This is a genomic window from Nonomuraea sp. NPDC049504 (assembly GCF_040676845.1).
Classification (GTDB): Bacteria; Actinomycetota; Actinomycetes; order Streptosporangiales; family Streptosporangiaceae; genus Nonomuraea; species Nonomuraea salmonea.
Window position 1 is genome coordinate 681,333 of sequence record NZ_JBFAPT010000002.1, and the last position, 21,192, is coordinate 702,524.

Sequence of the window (21,192 nt, forward strand, 5' to 3'; positions counted from 1 at the left end):
CCTCACCAGGCGTGCGGAATGCGTTCGAGGACGCCGCCCGTGAAGACGTCGTACAGGCCCAGCGGTTCCAGGTGCACATAGCCGATGTGGCAGTCGCACAGGGCCGCGGGGCAGGGGCGGGGGCGTAAGGCGGCGCGGTATGAGTCGTCGTACAGGTTGCCCAAGACGTCCGGGACGAAGTGGCAGCGGCGGACGGTGCCGTCACCGTTCACCGAGATCACCGTGTCGCCGGTGCGGCAGGGAAGGCCGGCGCTGGCGTGGGGGAAGCGGCTGTGGCGGAAGAGGGGGTCGATGGCCGTCCAGTCGGCGGCCTCCTCGTCGGTGTAGTGGCGGCCCTCCTCGGCGTTGACCCACAGGTACGTCTCCGTCGGCAGGTCGGCCCGCAGCCGCCGGGCGTCCGGCAGGTGGGCGGGGTCGCCGACGATGCCCACGCTGTGGCGCACCGGGAGTGAGCGCACCTTGGCCAGGAAACGCTCGTACGGCACCTGCGTCGGGTGATACGTCACCCACAGCGCGGCCCGCTCCGACGCCTCGGCCAGCCACTCGGTACGGCAGCTCAGGTTCGTCTGGATGGCGACCCTGGCGACGTTGGGCAGCCACGACAGCTCGACGAGCGCCCGCCGGTACCACGACCTGACCAGCCCCTCGCCCCACGGCGTGAACAGGATCGACAGCTCGCCGTCGTGCCCGGCCGCCCAGCGGGTGAAGCGTTCGAGCGCGGCCCGGTCGGCGCGCAGCTGCTCGGGGGTGTCGCGGCGCTTGGCGAACGGGCAGTAGGCGCAGTCATAGTCGCAGCTGGCCAGTGGACCGCGATAGAGGATGGTCAGCATGCCTCGTACGCCTCCATGAGGGCCCGCACGCGCGGCGAGAACAGGGCGGGGCCGATCGCGTCGGAGTGGGCGAGCCCTTCGGGGGTGAGCGTGATCGTCTCGCCGGTGATCGTCAGCCAGGAGGCGAACGCGTCGAGCGGGAAGTCGTCGAGCACGTCGGTGCCGAAGCGGGCGGCGTACTGGGGGCGCGACATGCCCTCGGCGCGCAGCAGCGACTGGATGAGGTGCCGCCGCCTGCGCTCGGCGGGAGTGAGGGCGAAGCCGACGTTCGCGACGTCGAAGTCGGTCCTGGTCACGTAGTCGTCGATGATCGAGCGGACGTGGCGGGCGCCGACGGCGTACTCGAAGGAGTAGTGCAGGCCACCGGTGTACGAGCGGGCGCCGCAGCCGAGGCCGACCATGCCGTCGGTCTGGCAGCAGTAGCCGGTGCCGGCGGACGGGGTGCCGGGCAGGCGGAACATGCGCATCGAGACCTGCTCGTACCCGGCGGCCATGAGGTGGTCGCGGCCCTCCCGATAGAGCTCCAGCCGCTGGTCGTCCCAGGCGCGGCCCTGCCTGCCCAGCCCGGTCAGCGGTCGCACGTAGAGCGGGTAGAGGTAGATCTCCTCGGGACGCCAGCCGAGCGCCGTGTCGAGCGAGTACCGCCACGATCGCGGCGTCTGTCGGTCGATGCCGTAGATGAGGTCGATGTTCAGGACGGGCACGCCGGAGGCCCTGATCGCGTCGAGGGCGGCGTCCACCTCGGCCCGTTTCTGCGGGCGTACGGCCGAGCGCGCCTCCTCCGGTACAAAGCTCTGCACGCCGATCGAGACCCGCGCGGTGCCGCGCTCCGCCAGCACCGACAGGCGGTCAGGGGTGGCGGTGCCGGGCGACGTCTCGACCGACAGCGGCACCCGCGCCAGGTCCACGCCCATCGCCTGCTCGGTCAGGTCGAACAGCCGGGTCAGCTCGCGGGCGCTGAGGTAGGTGGGGGTGCCGCCGCCGAAGGCCGCCGTGCCGAACGCGGTCTCCTCCAGGCACTCGCGCACCTGGCGGGCCTGGCGTTCGAGCGTGTCGAGGTAGGCGGTCACCAGCTCCTCGGGGGCGCCGGTGCGGGTGAACAAGTTGCAGAAGCCGCAGCGCATCTCGCAGAACGGGATGTGCACGTAGAGGGCGCCGGGGCGCTCGCCGGCCCAGACCTCCTTGAGGTGCGGGCGCGGGTCGAGGGGGCGGTAGGCGGTCTTGTGCGGGTAGGCGTAGACGTAGCCCTCATACGGCCGCATGACTCTCCAGGACGAAGTGGGTGTAGGGGACGGTCCAGACGACCTCGTGGCCGATGCGGTGACCGGTGTGCCCGTCCTCGCCGTACGCGGTGCCGTGGTCGGAGCAGACGATGGCCAGGCAGGGACGGCGGCGGCGCATGAGGGCGTAGAGGCGGCCGATGTGGCGGTCGACGTGGCGCAGGGCGGCGGCGTGGCTGTCGAGGGAGTCTTCCCCGGCGCCGGGCAGGTAGAAGTGGTTGGGCTGGTGCAGGGCCGAGACGTTGAGAAAGAGCATGACCGGGCCGGGCACACGGGCCAGCACCTCGGCGGCGCGGTCGATCTGGCGCTCCAGCGACTCGGGGTTCGTCACGCCGAACTCCGGCTCCCAGTGACTCTCCGCGAACAGGCCGGGCAGCGCCGACCCGAGCGGGGTCAGCTTGTTGAAGAACCCGACCCCGCCGATGCAGACGGTGTGATAGCCCGCCCGCGCCAGCCCGGTGGGCAGATCGGGCGCATCGAACACCCACGTGCCCTTCCCGGTCGTCTCGCTCCCGGGGAAGGTGGCCGCGAACAACCGCGGATGCGGCCCCGGCGTGACCGGCGTGGGCAGAAACCCGGCGAACATGGCGGCGTGGGCCGCATAGGTGAAGCTCCCCGGACTGTGCCGCCGCTCCCACCGCACACCGTCCGGCAGCAGATCGGGCAACAGCCCAGCCTCTGCCTGCGCAACGGCCACGTCGTAGCGCAGCGTGTCGAGGGTGACCATGAGCAGATCGTGCGTCCCCACGACGGCGTTCATGTCGATGCCGGTGGCAAGGTGCCCGCCGCGGTCAGTGGTGGTCATTCAGGACCGCCTCGACCTGTTCGGCGTACGTGTCGCGACCATGTCCGGAAATATCCCCCAGCCTCGGGAGAAGGTCGCCGAACGCGTTGACCTCCGCCACCACCACGGACCGCCAATCGGTCCCCACCATCACGTCGACCCCCGTACTCAAACTCCGCGGAAAGCACCGTGCCGCAGCGGCGCACACCTCCAGCACCCGCTCCCACAGCCCGGCCCTCCGGCGTACGACATCGAGGTCGCCCCGCGCGCCCCCGAGGTGCAGGTTCGTCATGGGGAAGCGGCTCGTGCGGACGACGGCGTGCGTCGGACGGCCCGCCACCGTCACCACCCGCAGGTCGAACGCCCGCCCGCCGGTCATCGCCTTCGGAAACCACCGTTCGACGTGCAGCCCGCCGGGCGCCAGCACGTTCACCAGCCGCCGCACCTCGGCCTCCTCGGTCACGGTCCTGACCTGGAGGGAGTTGCACAGCACACCGTCCAGCCAGACGGCCGAGGTGACGGCGTGGACCCGGCTGCCATGGGTCTGAAAGGCGATCACGCCGGACGCCGACGAGCCGTGGGCGGGCTTGACGAACACCCGCTGCCAGCCCCGCCGCGCCATCTCCTCCCGCAGCCCGTCGTACGAGCGGGCCTCGAACGCCTCCGGCACCGGCACCCCGGCCGCCGCCAGCACCGCGTGGCAGCGCCGCTTGTCGAACATCACCTTGATCTCGCCCACGTCTCCCAGCAGCCGCACGCCGGGGATCGCCGCGACCCGATCGAGCCCGGCACAGAACGACGCGTACCAGGCCGCGCCACCTCCTGCCCGCGCCGGATCGCCGGGGCCGCGCAGCAGCTCGTCCGCCCGCGCGTCCTCCCCTGGCGAGTCGATGCGCAGCAGCGTCCCCTCGGGCACGCTGATCTCCCGCCCGGCAAGCACGTCCTGCCACGGCACGACGTGCGGCTCCGCAAGCCCCCGCGCCACGACCGCGTCACGAAACAACGTGACCCGCCGATCGCCCGGCGTGCCGACCACGGCAAAGCGCACCGTCATGCCCGCTCCGCGAGGTGGAGGGTGTCCCGCCGTCGGTCGTCTGGCGTGCCGGCGAGGGCGACGTGCGCCGTCATTCCCACTCCGCGATGTAGGGCTGGTCGAGGGCGCCGGGTGGGCGTGTCAGATCGAGGGTCACGCCGGGGAGCGCCCGGCGCACCCGCGCCACCATGGGGTCGCTGAGGAAGTGGTGGTGCAGGTCGAGCACCCGCAGGTGGGTCAGCGGCTGCCCGCTGAGCAGTGCCTCCATGCCGTGGTCGGTGAGCGCGCCCCGGCCCAGGCTGAGCTCGTCGAGCCCGGCCACCACGGGCGCGGCGGCGACGGCGGCGGCGATGTCGTCCTGGTATTCGCTGTTGCGCAGGCCGAGCCGCCTGAGCGCGGGCAGCCGGGCGCCGGACAGCGGCTCGTCGAGGTCGCCGATGGTGTTGTCGCCGAAATAGGCGGGGGTGCCGAGCCACATCTCCAGGTGTTCCAGGGCGGGGAACGAGCTCGCGCCCACCGCCCTCACCACGGCGCCGGGCAGGCCGCCGCTCTCGAAGCGCAGCACCCTGAGGCGGTCGTGGGCGACCGGCCGCAGCGCCAGCTCGTCGGAGCCGCGCACCTCCAGGCGCTCCAGCAGCGGGTACGCCTCCAGGACCGGCGTGATGTCACCGTGGCCGATCCAGGAGATCTCCCACCGCTCGGTGGGCGTGAACCCCAGGAAGACGGCGCGCAGCGCGGGCAACCGGTCGGCGTAGCGGGCGAGGATCTCCGGCGCGTGGGACACGCTGCAGCCGCTCACCGCCAGGGCCCGCACACGCTCGGGCCCCACGCGGTCGAGCAGCGCGTCGAGCTCACCGGGCAGGGCGCTCTCACCCCGCTCGCCTGGCTCGACGGAGTCGGTGACATCCCAGGCGACCAGCTCGGGGGACAAGGGGACGGTCTCACCCACCTGCTCGACCGGCAGACCGGCGAACCGATCGCCCCCGTAGAGGTCGGGATCGGCGAGAAAGCTCGCCCCCGGGTCGGTGGGGGAGGTGACGCCCGGATCGGTGGCCGTGCCGCCGGAGGAGGTGCGGCCAGGGCCGGTGGGCGTGGCGGTGGGGGATGTGGCCCCCGGGGTGATGGGGGTGGGATCGGTGGTCACGTGGGGTTACTCGCTCACCGCGACGTAATGCCAGTCCTCTTCGCGGCTGCGGCGGTCGTCGAGGCGGAGCTCGACGCCCGGCAGCGCCGCCGGCAGGCGGGCGGCCATGCTTTCGCTCAGGTAGTTGTGGTGCAGGTCGAGGCGGCGCAGGTGGGTGAGGGGCTGGCCGCTGAGCAGGGCCGTCGCGCCCTCGTCGCCGAGCGAGCCCATCGACAGGCTCAGCGTCTGGAGCCGGGCCACGACGGGGGCGGCCGCCACGGCGCCGGCCAGCTCGTCGGCGTAGGGGCAGTTCTGCAGGCCGAGGTGACGCAGAGCAGGCAGGCGCTCACCGCTGAGGATGCCCGCGACGTCGGCCACCGTCGAGTCGCCGCCGTATCTGTCGACGCCGAACCAGAGCTCCAGGTGCTCCAGCGCGGGCAGGTCGGAGGCGCCGACCCCGCGGACGACCTCGGCGGGCAGCCCGCCGGTCTCGAACCTGAGCACGCTCAGCGACTGGTGGCGCACCGCCGGGAACTCCAGCCCCGTACCGCCGCGCACCTCCAGCCGCTCCAGCCGGGGGAAGGCGGCCAGCAGCGGGGTGACGTCGGCCTGCTGGATCCAGGAGATCTCGGACTGCTCGGGCGACATCGCGCCGAGGAACACCGAGCGCAGCTCGGGCAGCCGGTCGGCGTTGCCGGCGAGCGCCGCGATGACCGGCTCGCAGCTGTCCTCGTAGTTGTCCTCCCACTCGCCGAGGACGATCGCCGTGACCTTCGTGGTGTCGACGTGCTCGAAGAACCACTGGACACTCGCGGCGATCTCCTCGGGGGCGTCGTCGTTCCACTCGCTCGCCTCGAGCTTCCAGGCGACCGCCCCCGGGTCAGGGGGCGGCGCCTCGACCTCGCTCTCCTCGCACAGCACGGTGAACACCGGCAGCCCGGCGTAGGAGTCGTGGTAGGTGTCGTAGTGGCTGGGCTGGTCGTCGAAGGTCACGGACGGTCCTAGATGTCGGGGGGATGCAGCGGCTCCTGTTCTACTAGATCCACCCGACAATTCCGCATCGGCTCAGCCCTGGAGGTTCGCGGACAGCAGGTCGAGCAGCGGCTCCCTGCGTACGCACCGCTCCAGCAGGAACGAGTCGGCCAGCTCGGCCAGCTCGTCGTCGCTCAGCCCGCGGAAGCGCTCGGCGTACTCCGGCAGCAGCGCCTGCGCCATCAGGATGTGCCTGATCAGGTCGTCCGTCTGGTAGCGGGCGCCCCACGGGTAGGGGTCCCAGCCGGAGAACTCGCCCTCGATGAGCGTGTGCAGCGGAGCCAGCACGTCGGCCGCCTCCTCCATGGTGGAGCCCCAGCGGTCCACGCCGAGCCGCCGCTTCTTGGCGATGACGTCGCCGAACCGGTCCAGGTACGCCCCCGAGGCGTGTACCAGGCCCTGCAGGCCGACGTCCTTGTACGTCCACAGCGACCAGCCCACGTCCTGCGCGTCGTAGATCGCGAGCTGGTCGCGCAGGATCTGGTAGCGCTGCCCGTCCACCTCGGGGTCGCCGGTGTAGACCGGCCCGAACTCGCCCACCCACAGCGGCGTCCCGGTCTCCCGCTGGAAGCGGGAGCGCTTGGCGAAGGTGCGCTCCAGCTCGTCGCGGTCGCACCACTCGCCGCGCGTGTAGCCGGGGTACGGGCCGCCGTGCGCGAAGCCGGCCAGCGCGTAGTCGTGCAGGACGAAAACCGTGTTCTCGTACACCTCCCGAAATATCGAGAAATCGGTGGCGTACGTGTTGCCGTCCAGGAACAGCACGTGCTTCGGATCCGCCGCCCTGATCGCCTTCACCAGCCGGTCGTAGAAGGGCCCGATCACCTTCCCCGACACGTCACCCGGCTCGTTGACCGGGTTGTATCCGGCGACCCACGGATTCTCGCGGTAGTGGTCGGCGATGACCTCCCACAGATGCACCGCCCGGTCCTGGAAGTGCCGGTGCTGCCAGAACGCGGCGACGTGGGTGGGATTGTCGCTGTGCCAGTGCTGGTTCTGCGAGCCCGGCAGCGCGTGCAGGTCGATCACGCTGTAGATGCCGCGCTCGCCGAGCAGCCCGATCACCCGGTCGAGATGGCGGAAGCCGCGCGGGTCGATCTCCATCGGCCGGTCGTCGGACTCCCAGTGGCGGTAGTTGACCGGGATGCGCACGCAGTTCATGCCGAGTTCGGCCAGCAGGTCGGCGTCGCGCTCGGTGAAGAACGAGGTCAGCAGCCGGTCGAAGAACAGCTCCGCCCGGTCGTCGCCGAGCACGCCGCGCACGGCCTGCCGCATGGCGGACTCGTTCGCCGGGTAGCCGGTGATGAAGTTCTCCATGTTCATCCAGCCCCCGAGACCCACCCCCCGCAGTCGTACCGGTGCGTCGTCCTCGGTGACGAGCTGGGTTCCGGACACATGCAGCATGGACTCACCCCTTAGTCGCGCCGGCGGTGAGCCCACCGACCAGGTGTCGTTCGGCAATGGCGTAGAAACCGAGCGCGGGCACCATGGCCAGGATCAGGAAGGCCAGGATGCGCGCGGTGTCGGAGGCGTACTGGCCCTGGAACTGCTGGATGCCGAGCGGCAGCGTCCAGCTCGCCTCCTCGCTGAACACCACCAGCGGGAGCATGAAGTTGTTCCAGCTCCCCACGATGGCCAGCACGGAGACGGTGGCGATGGCGGGCCTGGCCATCGGCAGCAGGATGCGCCAGAAGAACCCGAACGGCGAGCATCCGTCGATCGTGGCGGCCTCCTCGATCTCACCCGGGATGCTGCGGAAGAAGCCGCGCAGGATGATGATCGTCAGCGGCAGGCCGAAGGCCGCCTGCGTGAGGATGACGCCGAGCGGGCTGTCCAGCAGCCCGAGCGTGCGCAGCAGGACGAAGATCGGCAGGATCGCCACCGCGAACGGGAACATCAGCCCCGCCGTGAACAGCATGAAGAACAGCTCCCTGCCGCGGAAGGCGAACCGGGCGAAGACGAACCCCGCCAGCGCCGACACCGCCACGGTCAGCACGGTCGTGGCGACCGCGATGAACGTGCTGTTCCACACCTGCCGCCAGAACGCGCCCGAGGCGAGCACGTCGGTGTAGTTCGCGGTGATCCACGCCTCGGGCAGGCCGAACGGGTTCTCCGACAGCTCGCTGTTGTCCTTGAAGCCGCCGAGCAGCGCGTAGATGACCGGGGCCACCATGAAGGCGCCCACGATCACCGCGATCACGTGCAGGGGCAGCGTGTTGCGGCGCCGTTTGAGCGGTCTGCGGGTCCTGTGGTTCATCGCCGGCCTCCCATCGAGGTCGTCGCGCCCTCCAGGTCACGGCGCATCACGAAGCGCTGGTAGAGAAGGGCGAAGATGAGGCTGAGCGCGAACATCACGACGCTGATCGCGCTGGCGTAGCCGACCTGGGAACGCTTGAAGCCCCACTCCATCATGGTGACCGCCATCGTCTCCGAGGAGTGCGACGGGCCGCCGCCGGTCAGGATCCAGACCAGGTCGAACAGCTGGATCGTGTAGATGACCGACAGGAAGACGCTGATCCTGATCGTCGGGCCGAGCAGCGGCAGCGTCACGTACCTGAAGGTCTTCCAGCCCGTGGCGCCGTCGATCTGGGCGGCCTCGATCAGCTCGTTCGGGATGTTCTGCCGCCCCGCGAGGTAGATCATCATGTGGAAGCCGAAGTACTTCCACGTCATGACCACGAACAACGACGGCATGACGGTGTCGGGGTTGGCCAGGAACTCCGACTCCAGCCCGACCAGTCCCAGGATCTGGTTCGCCATGCCCGAGCCGGGCGAGAGGATCAGCGAGAACAGCACGCCGGTGATGACCTCGCTGAGCACGTACGGGGCGAAGAACAGCACCCGGTAGAGCGCCCTGCCACGGATGCGCTGGTTCAGCAGCATGGCGATGGCCAGCGAGAACGGCAGCTGGACGAGGATCGAGAAGAGCACCAGGACCAGCAGGTGCCACAGGTCCTGGGCGAAGATCTCGCTGGTGAGCAGCCGGGTGAAGTTGTCCAGCCCGATGAAGTCGGTCGGCAGGCCGCCGAAGCCGTTCCACTTGAAGACGCTGGCGTACAGGGCCACCAGCATCGGGGTCACGACCAGCATCAAGAACAGCACGAGCGCGGGGAGCAGGAACAGCATGATGCCCACCCAGCGCCCGCGGCGCCTCCCGACAGGGGCGGGGGCCGGAAGCTTGACCGCTTCCGGCCCTCTCGTGAGTGTCGTCATCCTTCGCTCTTGGCCACTTCGGTGATGGCGGCGCCGACCTCTTCCGGTGTCTTCGTCCCGGCGAACAGCTCGGCCACGCTGTCATTGACCTGCTGTCCGACGGCCGGCGGGTAAGCCTGGTCCAGGTAGAGCTGGTAGCCGGTGGCGCTGGCCAGCTGCGTCGCCACCTCCTTGAGGTTCGCGTCCTTGACCGCGCTCTCCTCGCCCTTGAGCACCGGCAGCACGGCGCCGGACTCCACGGCCTCGGAGTGCTTGTCCATCTGGGTCATGAACTTGACGAAGTCCACGGCCTCCTTCGGGGCGTCCGCGCCCACGGCCAGCCCGCCGCCGCCGCCGAACGCGTCGTCGATCGAGCCCTTACCGCCCTCGACGGCGGGGAACGGGAAGAAGCCGAGGTCGTCGCCGAGGCCCTTGCCCGCGTCCGCCTGGGTGACGGGCGCCCACTGGCCCATCAGCTCCATGGCCGCCTTGCCGTTGCTGACCAGCGCGGCCTGGCCGTCGGGGGTCGAGTAGGCCGCGCCGAGGAAGCCCTTCTGGAACGGCTGCAGGTCGGCCAGCGCCTTCGCCTGCTGGCCCGCGGCGATGAAGTCGGGCTTGGTGAAGTCATGGTCGGTCTCCGCCTGCTTGAGCCCTTCGATGCCGGCGATGCGCAGCGCGAGGTAGGCCCAGTAGTAGTGGCCCGGCCACTTCTCCTTGCCCGCGAGGGCGATCGGGGTGATCCCGGCCGCCTTCAGCTTCTTGACGGCGTCAAGGAACGCCGACCAGGTGGCGGGCGGCTCCGTGATGCCCGCCTGCTCGAAATGCTTTTTGTTGTACCAGAAGCCGACCAGGCCGATGTCGGTCGGCAGCCCGTACGTCTTGCCGTCCACCTGGTACGCGCTCAGCGACGCGGGGGTGAAGTTCGGCAGGACGTCGGCGACGTCGGCCGAGATGTCCTTGACCAGACCGGCGTCGATCTGCTGCTTGAGCACGCCACCGCCCCAGGAGGCGAAGATGTCGGGCGCCTTGCCCGACTGCGTGATCGTGGTGAGCTTGGCCTTGTACGCCTCGTTCTCCAGGACCGTCGCCTTGATCGTGACGTGCGGGTTCGCCGCCTCGAACTCCTTGGCCCGCTTGGCCCACAGGGTCTTGAGCGGGTCGGCCGTCGACAGGTGCCACCACTCAAGCGTCACCTTCTGGGGAGCTCCGCCACTCTCCTGAGGAGCGGACTCCCCTCCACCGCTACCGCAACCGGCCACGAGCACGGCGGTTGCGATCACCACCAGACTGCGTTTCATGGGGTTCCTTCCTCAGCTGACTGTTGAAAGTTTCGAGAACCCCCCGATAGTTTCGCTGCCGTGATCGTAGGTAAACGCCAGGTAAAGCGTCAACACCCCCTTTGGGAGCGATCCCAAACCGAAACTTTCGGATACACTCCCGATTTGTGTCAGCGAAGAGGCGGGTCACGATCGCACTGATCGCGGAAGAGGCCGGCGTATCCATCCCCACGGTCTCCAAGGTCATCAACGGGCGCCCGGAGGTCGCTCCGGCGACCCGCCATCGTGTCGAACGCCTGCTGCAGGAGCACGGCTACCAGCGGCGCATCAGCCAGGACGACACCCCGGCCGGCCTGGTCGACCTCGTCTTCGCCGAGATCGAGTCGCCGTGGGCCATGGAGATCGTCCGCGGGGCCGAGAGCGCCGCCCACGACGCCGGCGCCAGCGTCGTCATCTCCGTTCTGCACACCCATGCCGGTCCAGGGCGCGACTGGCTCGAACGGCTCGCCGCCCGGCGGACCGACGGCGTCGTCATCGTCGCCTCCCGGCTGTCCACCGGCATCCAGGCCCAGCTCAGCGCCCGGTCGCTGCCGTTCGCCGTCGTCGATCCCGAGGGCGAGCCCGCGCCCGGCGTCGTCTCCGTCGGCGCCACCAACTGGAACGGCGGGCTCGCCGCCACCCGCCACCTCATCGAGCTGGGCCACCGCCGCATCGGCATGATCAGCGGGCCGTCCGACATGCTGTGCAGCCAGGCCCGCATCGACGGCTACCGCGCCGCGCTCGAGACCGCCGGGCTGCCCGTCGAGCCCGAGCTGATCAGGCGCGGCACCTTCCTCGTCGAGTCCGGCCACGACGAGGGCCACGCCCTGCTGTCGCTGTCCGAGCCGCCCACCGCCATCTTCGCCGCCAGCGATTTAATGGCCTTCGGCGTCTTCGAGGCCGCCCGGCAGCGCGGGTTGCGCGTCCCCGAAGACCTGAGCGTCGTCGGCTTCGACGACCTGCCGCTGGCCAAGTCCGCCTGGCCGCCGCTCACCACCGTCCGCCAGCCGCTCCAGGAGATGGCCGCGCTGGCCACCAAGACGGTGCTCGCCATGGGTCATGGAGAGGTGCCGGAGACCAAGCGGGTCGAACTCGCCACGGAGCTGATCGTCAGGGAGAGCACGGCCCGCCACGGGTAGTCCCGTTTCCGGGTGTCGCGGAGAGCGTCGCGCGCTGACTCGATCATGTGTTTGAATTCTCCGCATGGACTTCCCGCGATACCTCGAGTTGCTCGACGCCGACTGCGCTCTCCTGCGGGCCGCCGCCGTGCGTGATCTCGCCGCGCCCGTGCCGTGCTGCCCCGGATGGACGACCTCCGACGTGCTCTTCCACACGGGGGAGGTGTTCCTGCACAAGATCGAGGTCATGCGGACCGGCGCCTGGCCCGACCCGTGGCCGCCGGAGCCCGACCCCGCCGAGCCCGCCGGATACTTCGACCGCGCCGTGCGGGAGCTGAAGGCGGAGTTCGCCGCGCGCAAGCCCGAGGATGCCACGCCTACCTGGTACAACCCTGACCAGACGGTCGGGTTCTGGATCCGCAGGATGGCGCAGGAGGTGGTCGTGCACCGGGTGGACGCCGAGCTGGCGGCGGGCGGCCCCGTCACGCCGGTCCCCGACGACCTGGCGCTCGACGGCATCGACGAGGTGCTGGTGGCCTTCCTGGCCTACATCTCGGCCTCCTGGCCCGAGGAGCTGGGCGACGCGCTCAAGGCCGTCGACGGCCGGTCGGTGGCGATCGAGGCGGGCGGGCGGCGGTGGGTGGTCCGCATGGCTCCGTCCGGCGTCGAGGTCGCCCAGGGCGACGGGGAGGCGCAGGCGTCGGTCACGGGCGCTCCGCAGGAGACGCTGCTGTGGCTGTGGGGGCGCGGCGACGCCTCTTCGCTGAACGTTTCAGGCGACGTGCAGCTGATCGCCCACCTGCGCGACCTGCTGCGAGCGGCGACGCAGTAGGCGACCAGGGCGGGCGGTGCCGACCGGCGCAGCGCGGCGGTCGGGGATCGGCCGGAGGTCGGGTGCGGCGGTCGGGGATCGGCCGGGGGCTCAGGTGCGGCGGTCGGGGATGAGGTCGTCGGCGAGGGCTTCCAGGGTGGCGACCGTCTTGCGCACGCGTTCGGGGTCGTCCGTCCGCAGGGCCGCCGCCAGCGCGTGGTCGATGGGGGTGTCGCGGACCCGGGTCACGCGCTCCGAGACCTCGGGGGCCTCGCGGATGATCGTGCGCCGGCGGTCGCGGGGGTCGGTGGCGGTCGTCACGGCGCCCGCCGTGCGCAGCCGGGCGATCGCGGCCGAGACGGCACTCTGCGGCAGGCCCGTACGCGCGGCGATCTCGCCCACCGTCGTGTCCGGGTGCGCCCGCAGATCGCTCACCACGATCAGCACCGTACGCATGCTCGTCGGCTGATCACCGATCCCCTCCGTCGGCATCGCCTCTTCGCCGATCTTCATCAGTGCCCGGCCCAACAGGAACAATTCCACCCCATTCACGCTCAGCAACATACAGGTACGGCTCGGTAGGGTCCTGAGACGTGACGAGCGAGTTGGAGTGCCTTGCCGCGCGGCTGCGCGAGTTCGCCCGGGTAAGGGAGTGGGAGCAGTTCCACACGCCGAAGAACCTCGCGATGGCGCTGGCCGGCGAGGTCAGCGAGCTGGTGGCCGAGTTCCAGTGGCTGACGGCGGAGGAGTCGGCGAGCCCCGATCGGGAGACGCTCGACCGCATGCGTACGGAGCTGGCCGACGTCACCCTCTATCTCGTACGCCTGGCCGACGTGCTGGGCGTCGATCTGATGGCGGCGGCGCAGGCCAAGCTGGAGGACAACGACCGCCGCTACGACGCCGAGCGTTACCGCGGCTCGGCCAGAAAAGCGCCACCGAGCGGTCCGTGACCGTCCGGAATTGCCTTCCAACGGAGCAATTATGCCAACGGGTATTTTTACGGCATATATCTGACCTTGGCGCTATAGGCTCGACCACATAAGTGCGACAGTCATATTCGATCGTCAAGGCTGCGACATGCGGAGGCGCGACTTGAGTAGCCTCGTTCCACCGAGTCGCGCAGGCGAGCATCAATGGGGAGGATTGATCGCTCATGGCATATGCCCCCGCATATCCCCTGATAGTAGACGCCGTACGCCGCCCCTCCCCACTGGCCAGAGAAGACGGCCGCCCGATCCTGGTCTTCACCGGCGACCTGCGCGCGGCCGACGAGGCCGTTGACGACGTCGACAAAGTCGGCCGCTGGGCGCCCCATGCGCGCATAGAGGCGACGGCCGCCTCCGACGTCGCGGGCGTCATCGAGAAGCTGACCTTTCGCGACGGCCTTTTGACACGGTGGGTCGGGGGCACGCTGCTTCCGCCGCCCCGTTTTCTGCTGACCCGATTCATTCTCTGGGCCTGGCGGGAAGCGCACCCAGCGGCGAGCGGAGAACACCGGGAAACGCCGACCCGCGAAGACTACGCGCGCTCCCATGCCGCGTGGCGAAAGGCGGAGACGTTCACCGGGCCCGCGCTGCGCAGCTGGGCCGACTACGTCAGCCGCACCATGACCACGTGGCTGCCCGCCTCGGGGCTGACGGCCTTCGGGCTGCAGCAGTTCATGGACGGCGTCAATCTGCTGCTCTGGCTGATCAGCCCGGCCGTCGCCGTCGTCCTCGCCCTGCTGCACGCCACGCTGCTGGTCAGGGGCCTGCTCTCCTACCGCTGGTTCCGCCGGGCGCCCTACCTGCCGCGCCGGGCGGGCGAGCCGCTCATCGACTACGCGATGCGCATCGCGGGCACCGAGCTCCCGCCTGGGCACGAGGACGAGCACGGGGAGCAGGCAGAACGCCTGCTCGTCGCCGCGCTGCTGGAGGACCTCCGCCAGGCCTACCGGCGCCGCCTGTTCCCGTGGGCGTGGCCGGGCTGGGGCCGCCACACCTATCCCGTGGTGGGCATCAAGCACGCCGACCCCGGCACGGCGGGGCGCCGGTTCGTCGAGCTGGTCGAGGAGATCAGGGTCGGCACGGGCCAGCGGGGCCCGCTGCTGCTGGTCGTCTCCACGTCGGTGCCGCCGCCCGCCCACCATGCCCGCTTCGACGGCGGGGGCATCGACGCCCCGGCCGAGCTGTACGCCGAATGGGGCAGGGCCATGCGCCGGTTCCAGCCCAGCCCGTACCTCGTGATCGACACGACGCGTCCGGTGGAGCCGGGGACGGTGCGGCGGCGTCCCGAACGGCGGCTGCATCCCGTCAGGGCGATGGTGTTCTGGGCGTTCGTGCTGACGCTGGTGGCCGCCCCGGTGACGGTCACCGCGGCGAACGCGCTGGGCTGTGGCTCCGGCCTGCACGAGCTGGCCGACCAGTGCGTGGGCATGGGCTCGCTGGACAAGATCACCCCGCACGCGACCCTGCGGCCGGTGACGGAGAAGATCGAGCAGCAGAACGCCGCCATCCCCTTCGGCGCCAAGGTCATCAAGGTCGCCTATCTAGGCCCGCTGACGACGCAGCCGGGCGCCCAGTTCAAGGACGGCCAGATGACGGCGGTCGCGGGCGAGCTGACCGGGCTCGGGGCGTACCAGGCGGAGTTCAACAAGAGCAAGTCCGACTGGAAGATGAAGGTGCTGTTCGCCAACACCGGCCAGGACTTCCTCGGCGCCGAGCTCGCGGCCGGCGAGATCGCCGGGCACGCGAAGAACGATCCCTCCCTGGCAGCCGTCGTCGGGTTCGCCTGGAGCAGGGACGAGGTGCGGCGGGCCATCACGCGGCTGACGAAGGTCGACATGCCGATGGTCGGCACGGTCAGCACCGTGCACCAGATCGCGGTCGACGACAAGGGAAGGCGCTCGCCCTACTTCTACCGGCTGGCGGTCGTGGACACGCTGCAGGTGAAGGCCACCGTCCACTGGCTGGAGCAGATCGGGCTCGACCCTGAGGTGGGCACGAGACCCGAAGTGGCCGTCGTCTGGCAGAACCAGCCCGGCGAGCTCTACAGCAAGGACCTGCGGGACCTGTTCTGGGCGGCGTACCAGGGGGAGAAGACCGAGCACTCCTTCACCGACGACGCCTCGCTCGAAGCGGCGGTGCGCAAGGCGTGCCGCACCAAGGCGAAGGTGCTCTACTACACCGGCAGAGCCGATTTCCTGGCCATAGTCCAGCGCAGTTGGGGCACGGCGTGCCAGCGGCGCGGCGTACGGCTGCTGGCGTCCGACGACGTGACCGGCGCGATCGCGAACGACGTGCACAGCAACCCCGGCAAGCACACCGTGACCATGTCGTTCGTCTCCCTGACCGACGCCAGGAACCCCTCCGACAACCAGAGCCAGGAGGTGCTGTGGCGATGGGCGGACAAGACGTCGAAGACCTTCTCGTACGTGCACGCCGCCTTCGCCTACGACGCCGTCCAGGCCGTCGCCATGGCGTTCAACACCTACCGCGACCAGAGCCCCGACGCCCTCGCCGTACGCGCCGGCGTGCACTACAACCTGCGCGGCCTCAGCTTCGACGGTGCGACGGGCGCGGTGGCCTTCTCCTCCGACGCCACCGACCACGACGCCCAGGGCCGCGCGATCTGGCTCATGACCGTCGAGGCGGGCGAGGAGATCAAGGCGGTACGCGAGTGCCACCCCACCGCCAAGACGCACGGATGCGGGCAGTCACGCGACCCCGGGGACACGACCTGACGGCCCCCGCTCCCGCATAGGGTGACGGGCATGCGATTCGGCGTGCTCGGCCCGCTGGCCGTGTGGACGGATGCCGGGCAGAGCGTCACGATCCCCGGGCTCAAGGTACGCGCGCTCCTCGCGGACCTGCTGGTCCACGAGGGGCATCCCGTGTCGGTTGACCGGCTGGTCGACGACCTGTGGGGCGAGGACCCGCCCGCCAACCCGGCGGGCGCGCTGCAGGTGCGCGTGTCGCAGCTGCGCAAGGCGTTCGAGGACGCCGAGAGCGGCGGCAAGAACCTCGTCGTCTCCCGCGCGCCCGGCTACCTGCTGCGCGCCGACGAGGGGGCGGTGGACGCCGTACGGTTCGCTGAGTTACTGGCCAGGGCCGAGGCCGCCGACAGCCCCAAAACCAAAGCGGGGCTGCTGGCCGACGCGCTGGCGCTGTGGCGCGGCCCGGCGTACGCGGACTTCGCCGACGAGGAGTTCACCAGGGCGGCCGTGCACCGCCTGGAGGAGCAGCGGCTGTCCGCGCTGGAGCAGCACGCCGAGGCCCGGCTGGAGCTGGGCGAGCACGGGCTGCTCGTGGGCGAGTTGAGCGACCTCGTACGCCGCCATCCCCTGCGCGAGCGGCTGCGCGCCGTGCACCTGCGGGCCCTGTACCGCGCAGGCAGGCAGAGCGAGGCCCTGGCCGGTTACGCCGAGCTGCGCGACCGGCTGGCCGACGAGCTGGGCCTCGACCCCGGCCCCGAGCTGGTGGCGCTGCACCAGGCGATCCTGCGGCAGGACCCGGCGCTGAGCGTGCCGGCCGAGCGGCCGTCCACCAACCTGCCCGCCCCGGTCAGCAAGCTCATCGGACGTGACGCGGCGCTGGCCGAGATCGGCGCCCTGCTGGGCGAGGAACGCCTGGTGACGCTCACCGGCAGCGGCGGCGTCGGCAAGACCAGGCTCGCGCTTGAGGTGGCGAACCGGCTGGCGGAGGAGTTCGCGGGCGGCGCCTGGCTGGTGGCGCTCGACCAGGCGTCCCGCACCCCGGCCGAGGCGGTGATGGCCGCGCTGGACATCAGGGAGGACGCCGGCCCCGAGGCCGCGCCCGCCAGACTCGCCACGGTGCTGCGGCAGCGGCGCACGCTGCTGGTGCTGGACAACTGCGAGCACCTGGTCGAGCAGGTGGCCGAGCTGGCGGAGTCGCTGCTGCGCTCCTGCCCCGACCTGCGGATCCTGGCCACCAGCAGGGAGCCGCTGGCGGTCGAGGGCGAGGTGCTGTGGAATGTGCCGCCGCTCGGCGTGCCCACCGGGGAGGACCTCGCGGCCATGGCCCGCTCCGACGCCGTACGCCTCTTCGTGACCAGGGCCGCCGCCTCCGCCCGCGGGTTCGTCCTCGACGCCGGCAACGCCCCCGCCATCGCGCAGCTGTGCCGCAGGCTCGACGGCATCCCGCTGGCGCTGGAGCTGGCCGCCACCCGGGTGCGCGCGCTCGGCGTCCACGGCGTGGTCGCGAGGCTCGACGACCGGTTCAGGCTGCTGGCCTCGGGGCAGCGCGGCGCCCCCGCCCGCCAGCAGACGCTCACCGCGGTCATCGACTGGAGCTGGGACCTGCTGTCGGAGGACGAGCGCGTGGTCCTGCGCCGCCTGGCCGTCCACGCCGACGGCTGCACGCTGGAGGCCGCCGAGTCCGTCTGCGGGCTGGACCCGCTCGACGTGCTGGACCTGCTGGCCAGGCTGGTCGACCGCTCGCTGGTGACGGTCGTGGACGCCCCCGGCGGGGTGCGCTACCGGCTGCTGGAGTCGGTGTCGGCGTACTGCCTGGCCAGGCTGGCCGACGCGGGCGAGCTGGACGGGGTACGCCAGGCGCACCTGCGCCACTACCTGGAGCTGGCCCTGCGCGCCGAGCCCGAGCTGTACGGCCACGACCAGCGCGAATGGCTGCTGCGCCTCGACGCGGAGTCGGCCAACCTGCGCGCGGCGCTCGACACCGCCGCGGCGGCGGGCGACGCGGACGGCGCGGCCCGGCTGGTCAACGCGCTGACCTGGTACTGGTTCCTGCGCGGCCGGCTCACCGAGGGCAGGCGGGCCCTGGCGACGGCGCTCGCCGTGCCGGGCAGCGGGCAGGGGGATGAGCAGGGGGACGAGCAGGGGGACGAGCGGGCCAGGGCGGCGGCCTGGGAGGCGGGTTTCGCGCTCATGATGGGCGAGGAGCCCGACTGGCAGCCGGTCGTGGCGGCCATCGCCGACCCCGGGGCGCGGGCCAGGGCGGAGCTGTTCATGTCCCTGCACGTCGGAGACATGACGACGGGGCAGGAGCTGGGGGAGCGGGCGCTGGCCACGTTCAGGGAGGTCGGCGACCGCTGGGGCGTCGCCACCGCGCTCACCAGGCAGGCCATGGACGCCTTCACCCTGCGCGACACCGAGGCGCTGCGACGCGTCGCGGGGGAGAGCGCCCGGCTGTTCACCGAGCTGGGCGACCGGTGGGGGCTGCTGCGCGCCACCGAGTGGCTGGCCTCGCTGGCGCAGATGGAGCACGACACCGAGGAGGCCGACCGGCTGTTCGGCGCGAACCTGCGGATGGCCGAGGAGCTTGAGCTGTGGCCCGAGGTGGTCACGTACATCGCCTGGCTGGGCTGGACCGCGCTGGAGAGCGGCGCGTACGAGCGCGCCATCGAGCTGAGCGAGCGCGCGCTCGCCCAGGCCACCGCCCAGGGATACAGCAAGGGCGCGACGATGGCCGAGATGGGCATGGCCTTCGCCGCGCGCCGGTCGGGCCGGCTCGACCTGGCCGAGCGGCACCTGCGCCACCTGCTCGACGGCGTGTCCAGAGACCCGTCCGCCGAGCCCGCGATGCACCTGCCCGACGTCCTCGTCGAGCTGGGCCGGCTGCTGGAGCTGCGCGGCGACCGGGCGGGGGCGCTGCAGCTGCACGCCGAGGCGCTGGCCGCGATCCGCAGGATCGGTGACCCGCGGACGGCGGTGAACGCGGTGGAGGCCGCCGCGTCCGCGGCCGGGCCCACCGAGCAGGGGGCGCGGCTGCTGGGGCTGGCCGCCGCCGCCCGCCGGCACCACCAGCTGGCCGCGTGGCCGGCCGAGCAGGAGGACGTCGGCAGGACGGCCGCGCGGGCGCGGGAGGCGTTGGGGGAGGAGGCGTACGCGGCGGCGTACGCGGAGGGGGAGACGTACAAGCTGGAAGACGCACTCACCCTGCTAGGGCTCTAGGTACGCGGCCAGCCGTGCACAGAACTCCTCCCACCCCTCACGCCCGACGCCCACGCCGATCTCGCGTACCCGCAGCTCGGTCCCCGCGCCCGCCGCGACGAACACCACCGTCACCACGGACGCGGCCCGATCGCCCGCACCGGTCGTGAACACCAGCCGCTCCGGCGCCACCACCTCCCGATAGCGCCCGCCCACCGCCATCTCGAACCCCTCCTCGCCGACCAGCGTCACCCCCCACGCCCCGCCCGCCCGCACGTCGAGGGTGACCCGCCCCAGCGGCGTGGCCATCCAGGCGGGCCCGAACCAGCGGCAGAACCGCTCGGGCTCGGTCCAGGCGGCCCACACCAGCGGGCGTGGCGCGCCGAGGAGATGGACGAGGTCGTAGGCGACGGTCACGGACATGCGCTCTGCCCTCCGGAGGTGACGATGCTCCCAGAGTGCGACGCCGTTCTTACGATCCCCTTCTCGCCGCCTTCAGGCCCGTGGCACGCTGGGACGCATGCGGATCATTCGGGCGGCGAAGGTGCTCACCGGACGTCCAGGAGAGGTGATCGAGAACGGCGAGATCCTCATCGACGGGCCCCGCATCGTCTCCGTGGGGCCACGCGGCAGCGCCGGAGAGGCAGGCGAGGTGCTCGACCTGCCGGGACACACCGTCCTGCCAGGACTGGTCGACGCGCACGTGCACCTGGGCTTCGACCCCCAGGTCGACCCGGTGACGCGGCGCAGCGCCGAGAGCGACGCCCACCTGCTGCTGCGCATGGCCGAGAACGCGCGCAAGCTCGTCTCCGCCGGCGTCACCACCGCCCGCGACCTCGGCGCGCGCGGCTTCCTCGACCTGGCGCTGCGCGACGCCGTCGAGGAGGGCCTGGCCGTCGGCCCGCACATCGTGGCCGCCACCAGGCCGATCACCATCACCGGCGGCCACTGCTGGTACATGGGCGGCGAGGCCGACGACGAGGCCGCCATCCGCCGCGTGGCCAGGGAGAACCTGCGGGCCGGCGCCGACTGCCTCAAGGTGATGGCCTCCGGCGGCCAGATGACGCCGGGCGCGCCGCCGAGCTGGGTCCCGCAGTACGGCACCGAGCAGCTCCGCGCCGTCGTCGAGGAGGCCGCCACGCGCGGCAAGGGCGTCGCCGCCCACGCCCACGCGCACGCCGCCATCCGCAGCGCGGTCGAGGCCGGCGTCACCACGATCGAGCACTGCACGTTCTTCACCCCGTCGGGCCACCGCTACGACCCGAAGCTGGTGGAGCTGGTGGCGGCCAGCGGCACGTACGTCTGCCCGACCGTGCACGGCGTCTTCGACCGCCTCAGGCGGGTGCACGGGCAGGAGACGCTCGACGCATGGCTGTCGGGCGTCGCCCGCATGCGGGAGGCGGGGGTGCGGCAGATCGCGGGCACCGACGCCGGGTTCGCGGTGGGCGAGGTGGCCAACCCGACCGACGGGTACGTGGGCGGGCTCGAGGTGTTCGCGATGGCCGGCTACCGCAACGCCGAGATCATCGAGCTGGCCACCGTGCTGGCCGCCGACGCCTGCGGGGTGGGAGAGGTGGCCGGCAGCCTCGACCCCGGCAAGCGGGCCGACCTCATCGCGGTCGCAGGCGACCCCCTCGAACGCATCGCCGACCTGCGCAACCTCTCGCTCGTGCTGGTCTCGGGCCGGTCCGTGACCCAGGCGGGCGTCGACACCACCACCTTGTCGGTCGGCTGAACTGTCGGTGCCGTACGGCATCCTGATCTCACCACACGTTCCCCGAGGAGAG

Annotated in this window: 18 protein-coding genes; 6 read left to right on the top strand and 12 right to left on the bottom strand. The window is 71.4% G+C overall.

All coding sequences use genetic code 11. From position 1 onward, the window contains the following. Positions 1-2 precede the first annotated feature (2 nt). The 10 genes from AB0K28_RS06340 to AB0K28_RS06385 form a co-directional block, all read right to left on the bottom strand. A complete protein-coding gene (locus tag AB0K28_RS06340) occupies positions 3-830 on the bottom strand; it encodes an STM4011 family radical SAM protein (RefSeq protein WP_364365797.1) in 828 nt (275 codons plus the stop codon). Then, entirely contained in the window at positions 824-2,092 is a 1,269-nt protein-coding gene (locus tag AB0K28_RS06345) for an STM4012 family radical SAM protein (RefSeq protein WP_364365800.1), read from the bottom strand. Before AB0K28_RS06345 ends, AB0K28_RS06340 begins: the two co-directional genes overlap by 7 nt. Then, complete coding sequence (locus AB0K28_RS06350) at positions 2,079-2,915, bottom strand: STM4013/SEN3800 family hydrolase (RefSeq protein WP_345397232.1); 837 nt, start codon at positions 2,913-2,915, stop codon at positions 2,079-2,081. The genes AB0K28_RS06345 and AB0K28_RS06350 overlap by 14 nt, the downstream gene beginning before the upstream one ends. Further along, a complete protein-coding gene (locus AB0K28_RS06355; RefSeq protein ID WP_364365803.1) occupies positions 2,902-3,948 on the bottom strand; it encodes an STM4014 family protein in 1,047 nt (348 codons plus the stop codon). Before AB0K28_RS06355 ends, AB0K28_RS06350 begins: the two co-directional genes overlap by 14 nt. 70 nt (positions 3,949-4,018) lie before the next feature. Then, positions 4,019-5,071, bottom strand: a complete 1,053-nt coding sequence (locus AB0K28_RS06360; RefSeq protein ID WP_364365806.1) for an STM4015 family protein — start codon at positions 5,069-5,071, stop codon at positions 4,019-4,021. Positions 5,072-5,077: 6 nt separating this feature from the next. Continuing rightward, positions 5,078-6,043 (bottom strand): STM4015 family protein, encoded by a 966-nt coding sequence (locus AB0K28_RS06365; protein WP_345397243.1) that lies wholly within the window; start codon positions 6,041-6,043, stop codon positions 5,078-5,080. Positions 6,044-6,115: 72 nt separating this feature from the next. Continuing rightward, a complete protein-coding gene (locus tag AB0K28_RS06370) occupies positions 6,116-7,483 on the bottom strand; it encodes a cellulase family glycosylhydrolase (RefSeq protein WP_364365809.1) in 1,368 nt (455 codons plus the stop codon). Positions 7,484-7,487: 4 nt separating this feature from the next. Beyond that, positions 7,488-8,336 carry a carbohydrate ABC transporter permease gene (locus AB0K28_RS06375; protein WP_345397249.1) on the bottom strand — a complete coding sequence of 283 codons (849 nt, stop codon included), beginning with the start codon at positions 8,334-8,336 and terminating at the stop codon, positions 7,488-7,490. After that, a complete protein-coding gene (locus AB0K28_RS06380; RefSeq protein ID WP_345397252.1) occupies positions 8,333-9,205 on the bottom strand; it encodes a sugar ABC transporter permease in 873 nt (290 codons plus the stop codon). The genes AB0K28_RS06375 and AB0K28_RS06380 overlap by 4 nt, the downstream gene beginning before the upstream one ends. Before the next feature lie 83 nt (positions 9,206-9,288). Then, positions 9,289-10,464 carry an extracellular solute-binding protein gene (locus tag AB0K28_RS06385; RefSeq protein ID WP_364365813.1) on the bottom strand — a complete coding sequence of 392 codons (1,176 nt, stop codon included), beginning with the start codon at positions 10,462-10,464 and terminating at the stop codon, positions 9,289-9,291. A 251-nt stretch (positions 10,465-10,715) separates the two neighbouring features. Here AB0K28_RS06385 and AB0K28_RS06390 point away from each other — a divergent pair, with 251 nt between their 5' ends. Together AB0K28_RS06390 and AB0K28_RS06395 are read left to right on the top strand one after the other, a co-directional pair. Beyond that, positions 10,716-11,726 (top strand): LacI family DNA-binding transcriptional regulator, encoded by a 1,011-nt coding sequence (locus AB0K28_RS06390; RefSeq protein WP_345397261.1) that lies wholly within the window; start codon positions 10,716-10,718, stop codon positions 11,724-11,726. 64 nt (positions 11,727-11,790) lie between these two features. Further along, positions 11,791-12,537, top strand: coding sequence for a maleylpyruvate isomerase family mycothiol-dependent enzyme (locus tag AB0K28_RS06395; RefSeq protein WP_364365817.1), 747 nt, complete (start codon positions 11,791-11,793; stop codon positions 12,535-12,537). A gap of 90 nt (positions 12,538-12,627) precedes the next feature. Here the strand turns inward: AB0K28_RS06395 and AB0K28_RS06400 are convergent, their stop codons facing one another. Beyond that, positions 12,628-13,059, bottom strand: coding sequence for a MarR family transcriptional regulator (locus AB0K28_RS06400; protein ID WP_364365820.1), 432 nt, complete (start codon positions 13,057-13,059; stop codon positions 12,628-12,630). Between the two features lie 50 nt (positions 13,060-13,109). Between AB0K28_RS06400 and AB0K28_RS06405 the strand changes: the two genes are divergently transcribed. From AB0K28_RS06405 to AB0K28_RS06415, 3 genes are all read left to right on the top strand, one after another. Further along, positions 13,110-13,466, top strand: a complete 357-nt coding sequence (locus AB0K28_RS06405) for a nucleotide pyrophosphohydrolase (RefSeq protein WP_364365823.1) — start codon at positions 13,110-13,112, stop codon at positions 13,464-13,466. Positions 13,467-13,669: 203 nt separating this feature from the next. Further along, positions 13,670-16,237, top strand: coding sequence for a hypothetical protein (locus AB0K28_RS06410; protein WP_364365826.1), 2,568 nt, complete (start codon positions 13,670-13,672; stop codon positions 16,235-16,237). A 30-nt stretch (positions 16,238-16,267) separates the two neighbouring features. Next, positions 16,268-19,426, top strand: a complete 3,159-nt coding sequence (locus AB0K28_RS06415; RefSeq protein WP_364365829.1) for a BTAD domain-containing putative transcriptional regulator — start codon at positions 16,268-16,270, stop codon at positions 19,424-19,426. Here the strand turns inward: AB0K28_RS06415 and AB0K28_RS06420 are convergent. Further along, positions 19,415-19,828, bottom strand: coding sequence for an SRPBCC domain-containing protein (locus AB0K28_RS06420; RefSeq protein ID WP_345397282.1), 414 nt, complete (start codon positions 19,826-19,828; stop codon positions 19,415-19,417). The genes AB0K28_RS06415 and AB0K28_RS06420 overlap by 12 nt on opposite strands. 97 nt (positions 19,829-19,925) lie before the next feature. Between AB0K28_RS06420 and AB0K28_RS06425 the strand changes: the two genes are divergently transcribed. Then, complete coding sequence (locus AB0K28_RS06425; RefSeq protein ID WP_364365832.1) at positions 19,926-21,140, top strand: amidohydrolase family protein; 1,215 nt, start codon at positions 19,926-19,928, stop codon at positions 21,138-21,140. The last annotated feature ends 52 nt before the right edge of the window (positions 21,141-21,192 follow it).

Bases quoted from the DNA above. Each gene is read 5' to 3' on its own strand.
- AB0K28_RS06340 (WP_364365797.1), bottom strand. From the start codon at position 830: ATGCTGACCATCCTCTATCGCGGTCCACTGGCCAGCTGCGACTATGAC.
- AB0K28_RS06345 (WP_364365800.1), bottom strand. From the start codon at position 2,092: ATGCGGCCGTATGAGGGCTACGTCTACGCCTACCCGCACAAGACCGCC.
- AB0K28_RS06350 (WP_345397232.1), bottom strand. From the start codon at position 2,915: ATGACCACCACTGACCGCGGCGGGCACCTTGCCACCGGCATCGACATG.
- AB0K28_RS06355 (WP_364365803.1), bottom strand. From the start codon at position 3,948: ATGACGGTGCGCTTTGCCGTGGTCGGCACGCCGGGCGATCGGCGGGTC.
- AB0K28_RS06370 (WP_364365809.1), bottom strand. From the start codon at position 7,483: ATGCTGCATGTGTCCGGAACCCAGCTCGTCACCGAGGACGACGCACCG.
- AB0K28_RS06375 (WP_345397249.1), bottom strand. From the start codon at position 8,336: ATGAACCACAGGACCCGCAGACCGCTCAAACGGCGCCGCAACACGCTG.
- AB0K28_RS06380 (WP_345397252.1), bottom strand. From the start codon at position 9,205: ATGCTGTTCCTGCTCCCCGCGCTCGTGCTGTTCTTGATGCTGGTCGTG.
- AB0K28_RS06395 (WP_364365817.1), top strand. From the start codon at position 11,791: ATGGACTTCCCGCGATACCTCGAGTTGCTCGACGCCGACTGCGCTCTC.
- AB0K28_RS06410 (WP_364365826.1), top strand. From the start codon at position 13,670: ATGGCATATGCCCCCGCATATCCCCTGATAGTAGACGCCGTACGCCGC.
- AB0K28_RS06415 (WP_364365829.1), top strand. From the start codon at position 16,268: ATGCGATTCGGCGTGCTCGGCCCGCTGGCCGTGTGGACGGATGCCGGG.
- AB0K28_RS06420 (WP_345397282.1), bottom strand. From the start codon at position 19,828: ATGTCCGTGACCGTCGCCTACGACCTCGTCCATCTCCTCGGCGCGCCA.
- AB0K28_RS06425 (WP_364365832.1), top strand. From the start codon at position 19,926: ATGCGGATCATTCGGGCGGCGAAGGTGCTCACCGGACGTCCAGGAGAG.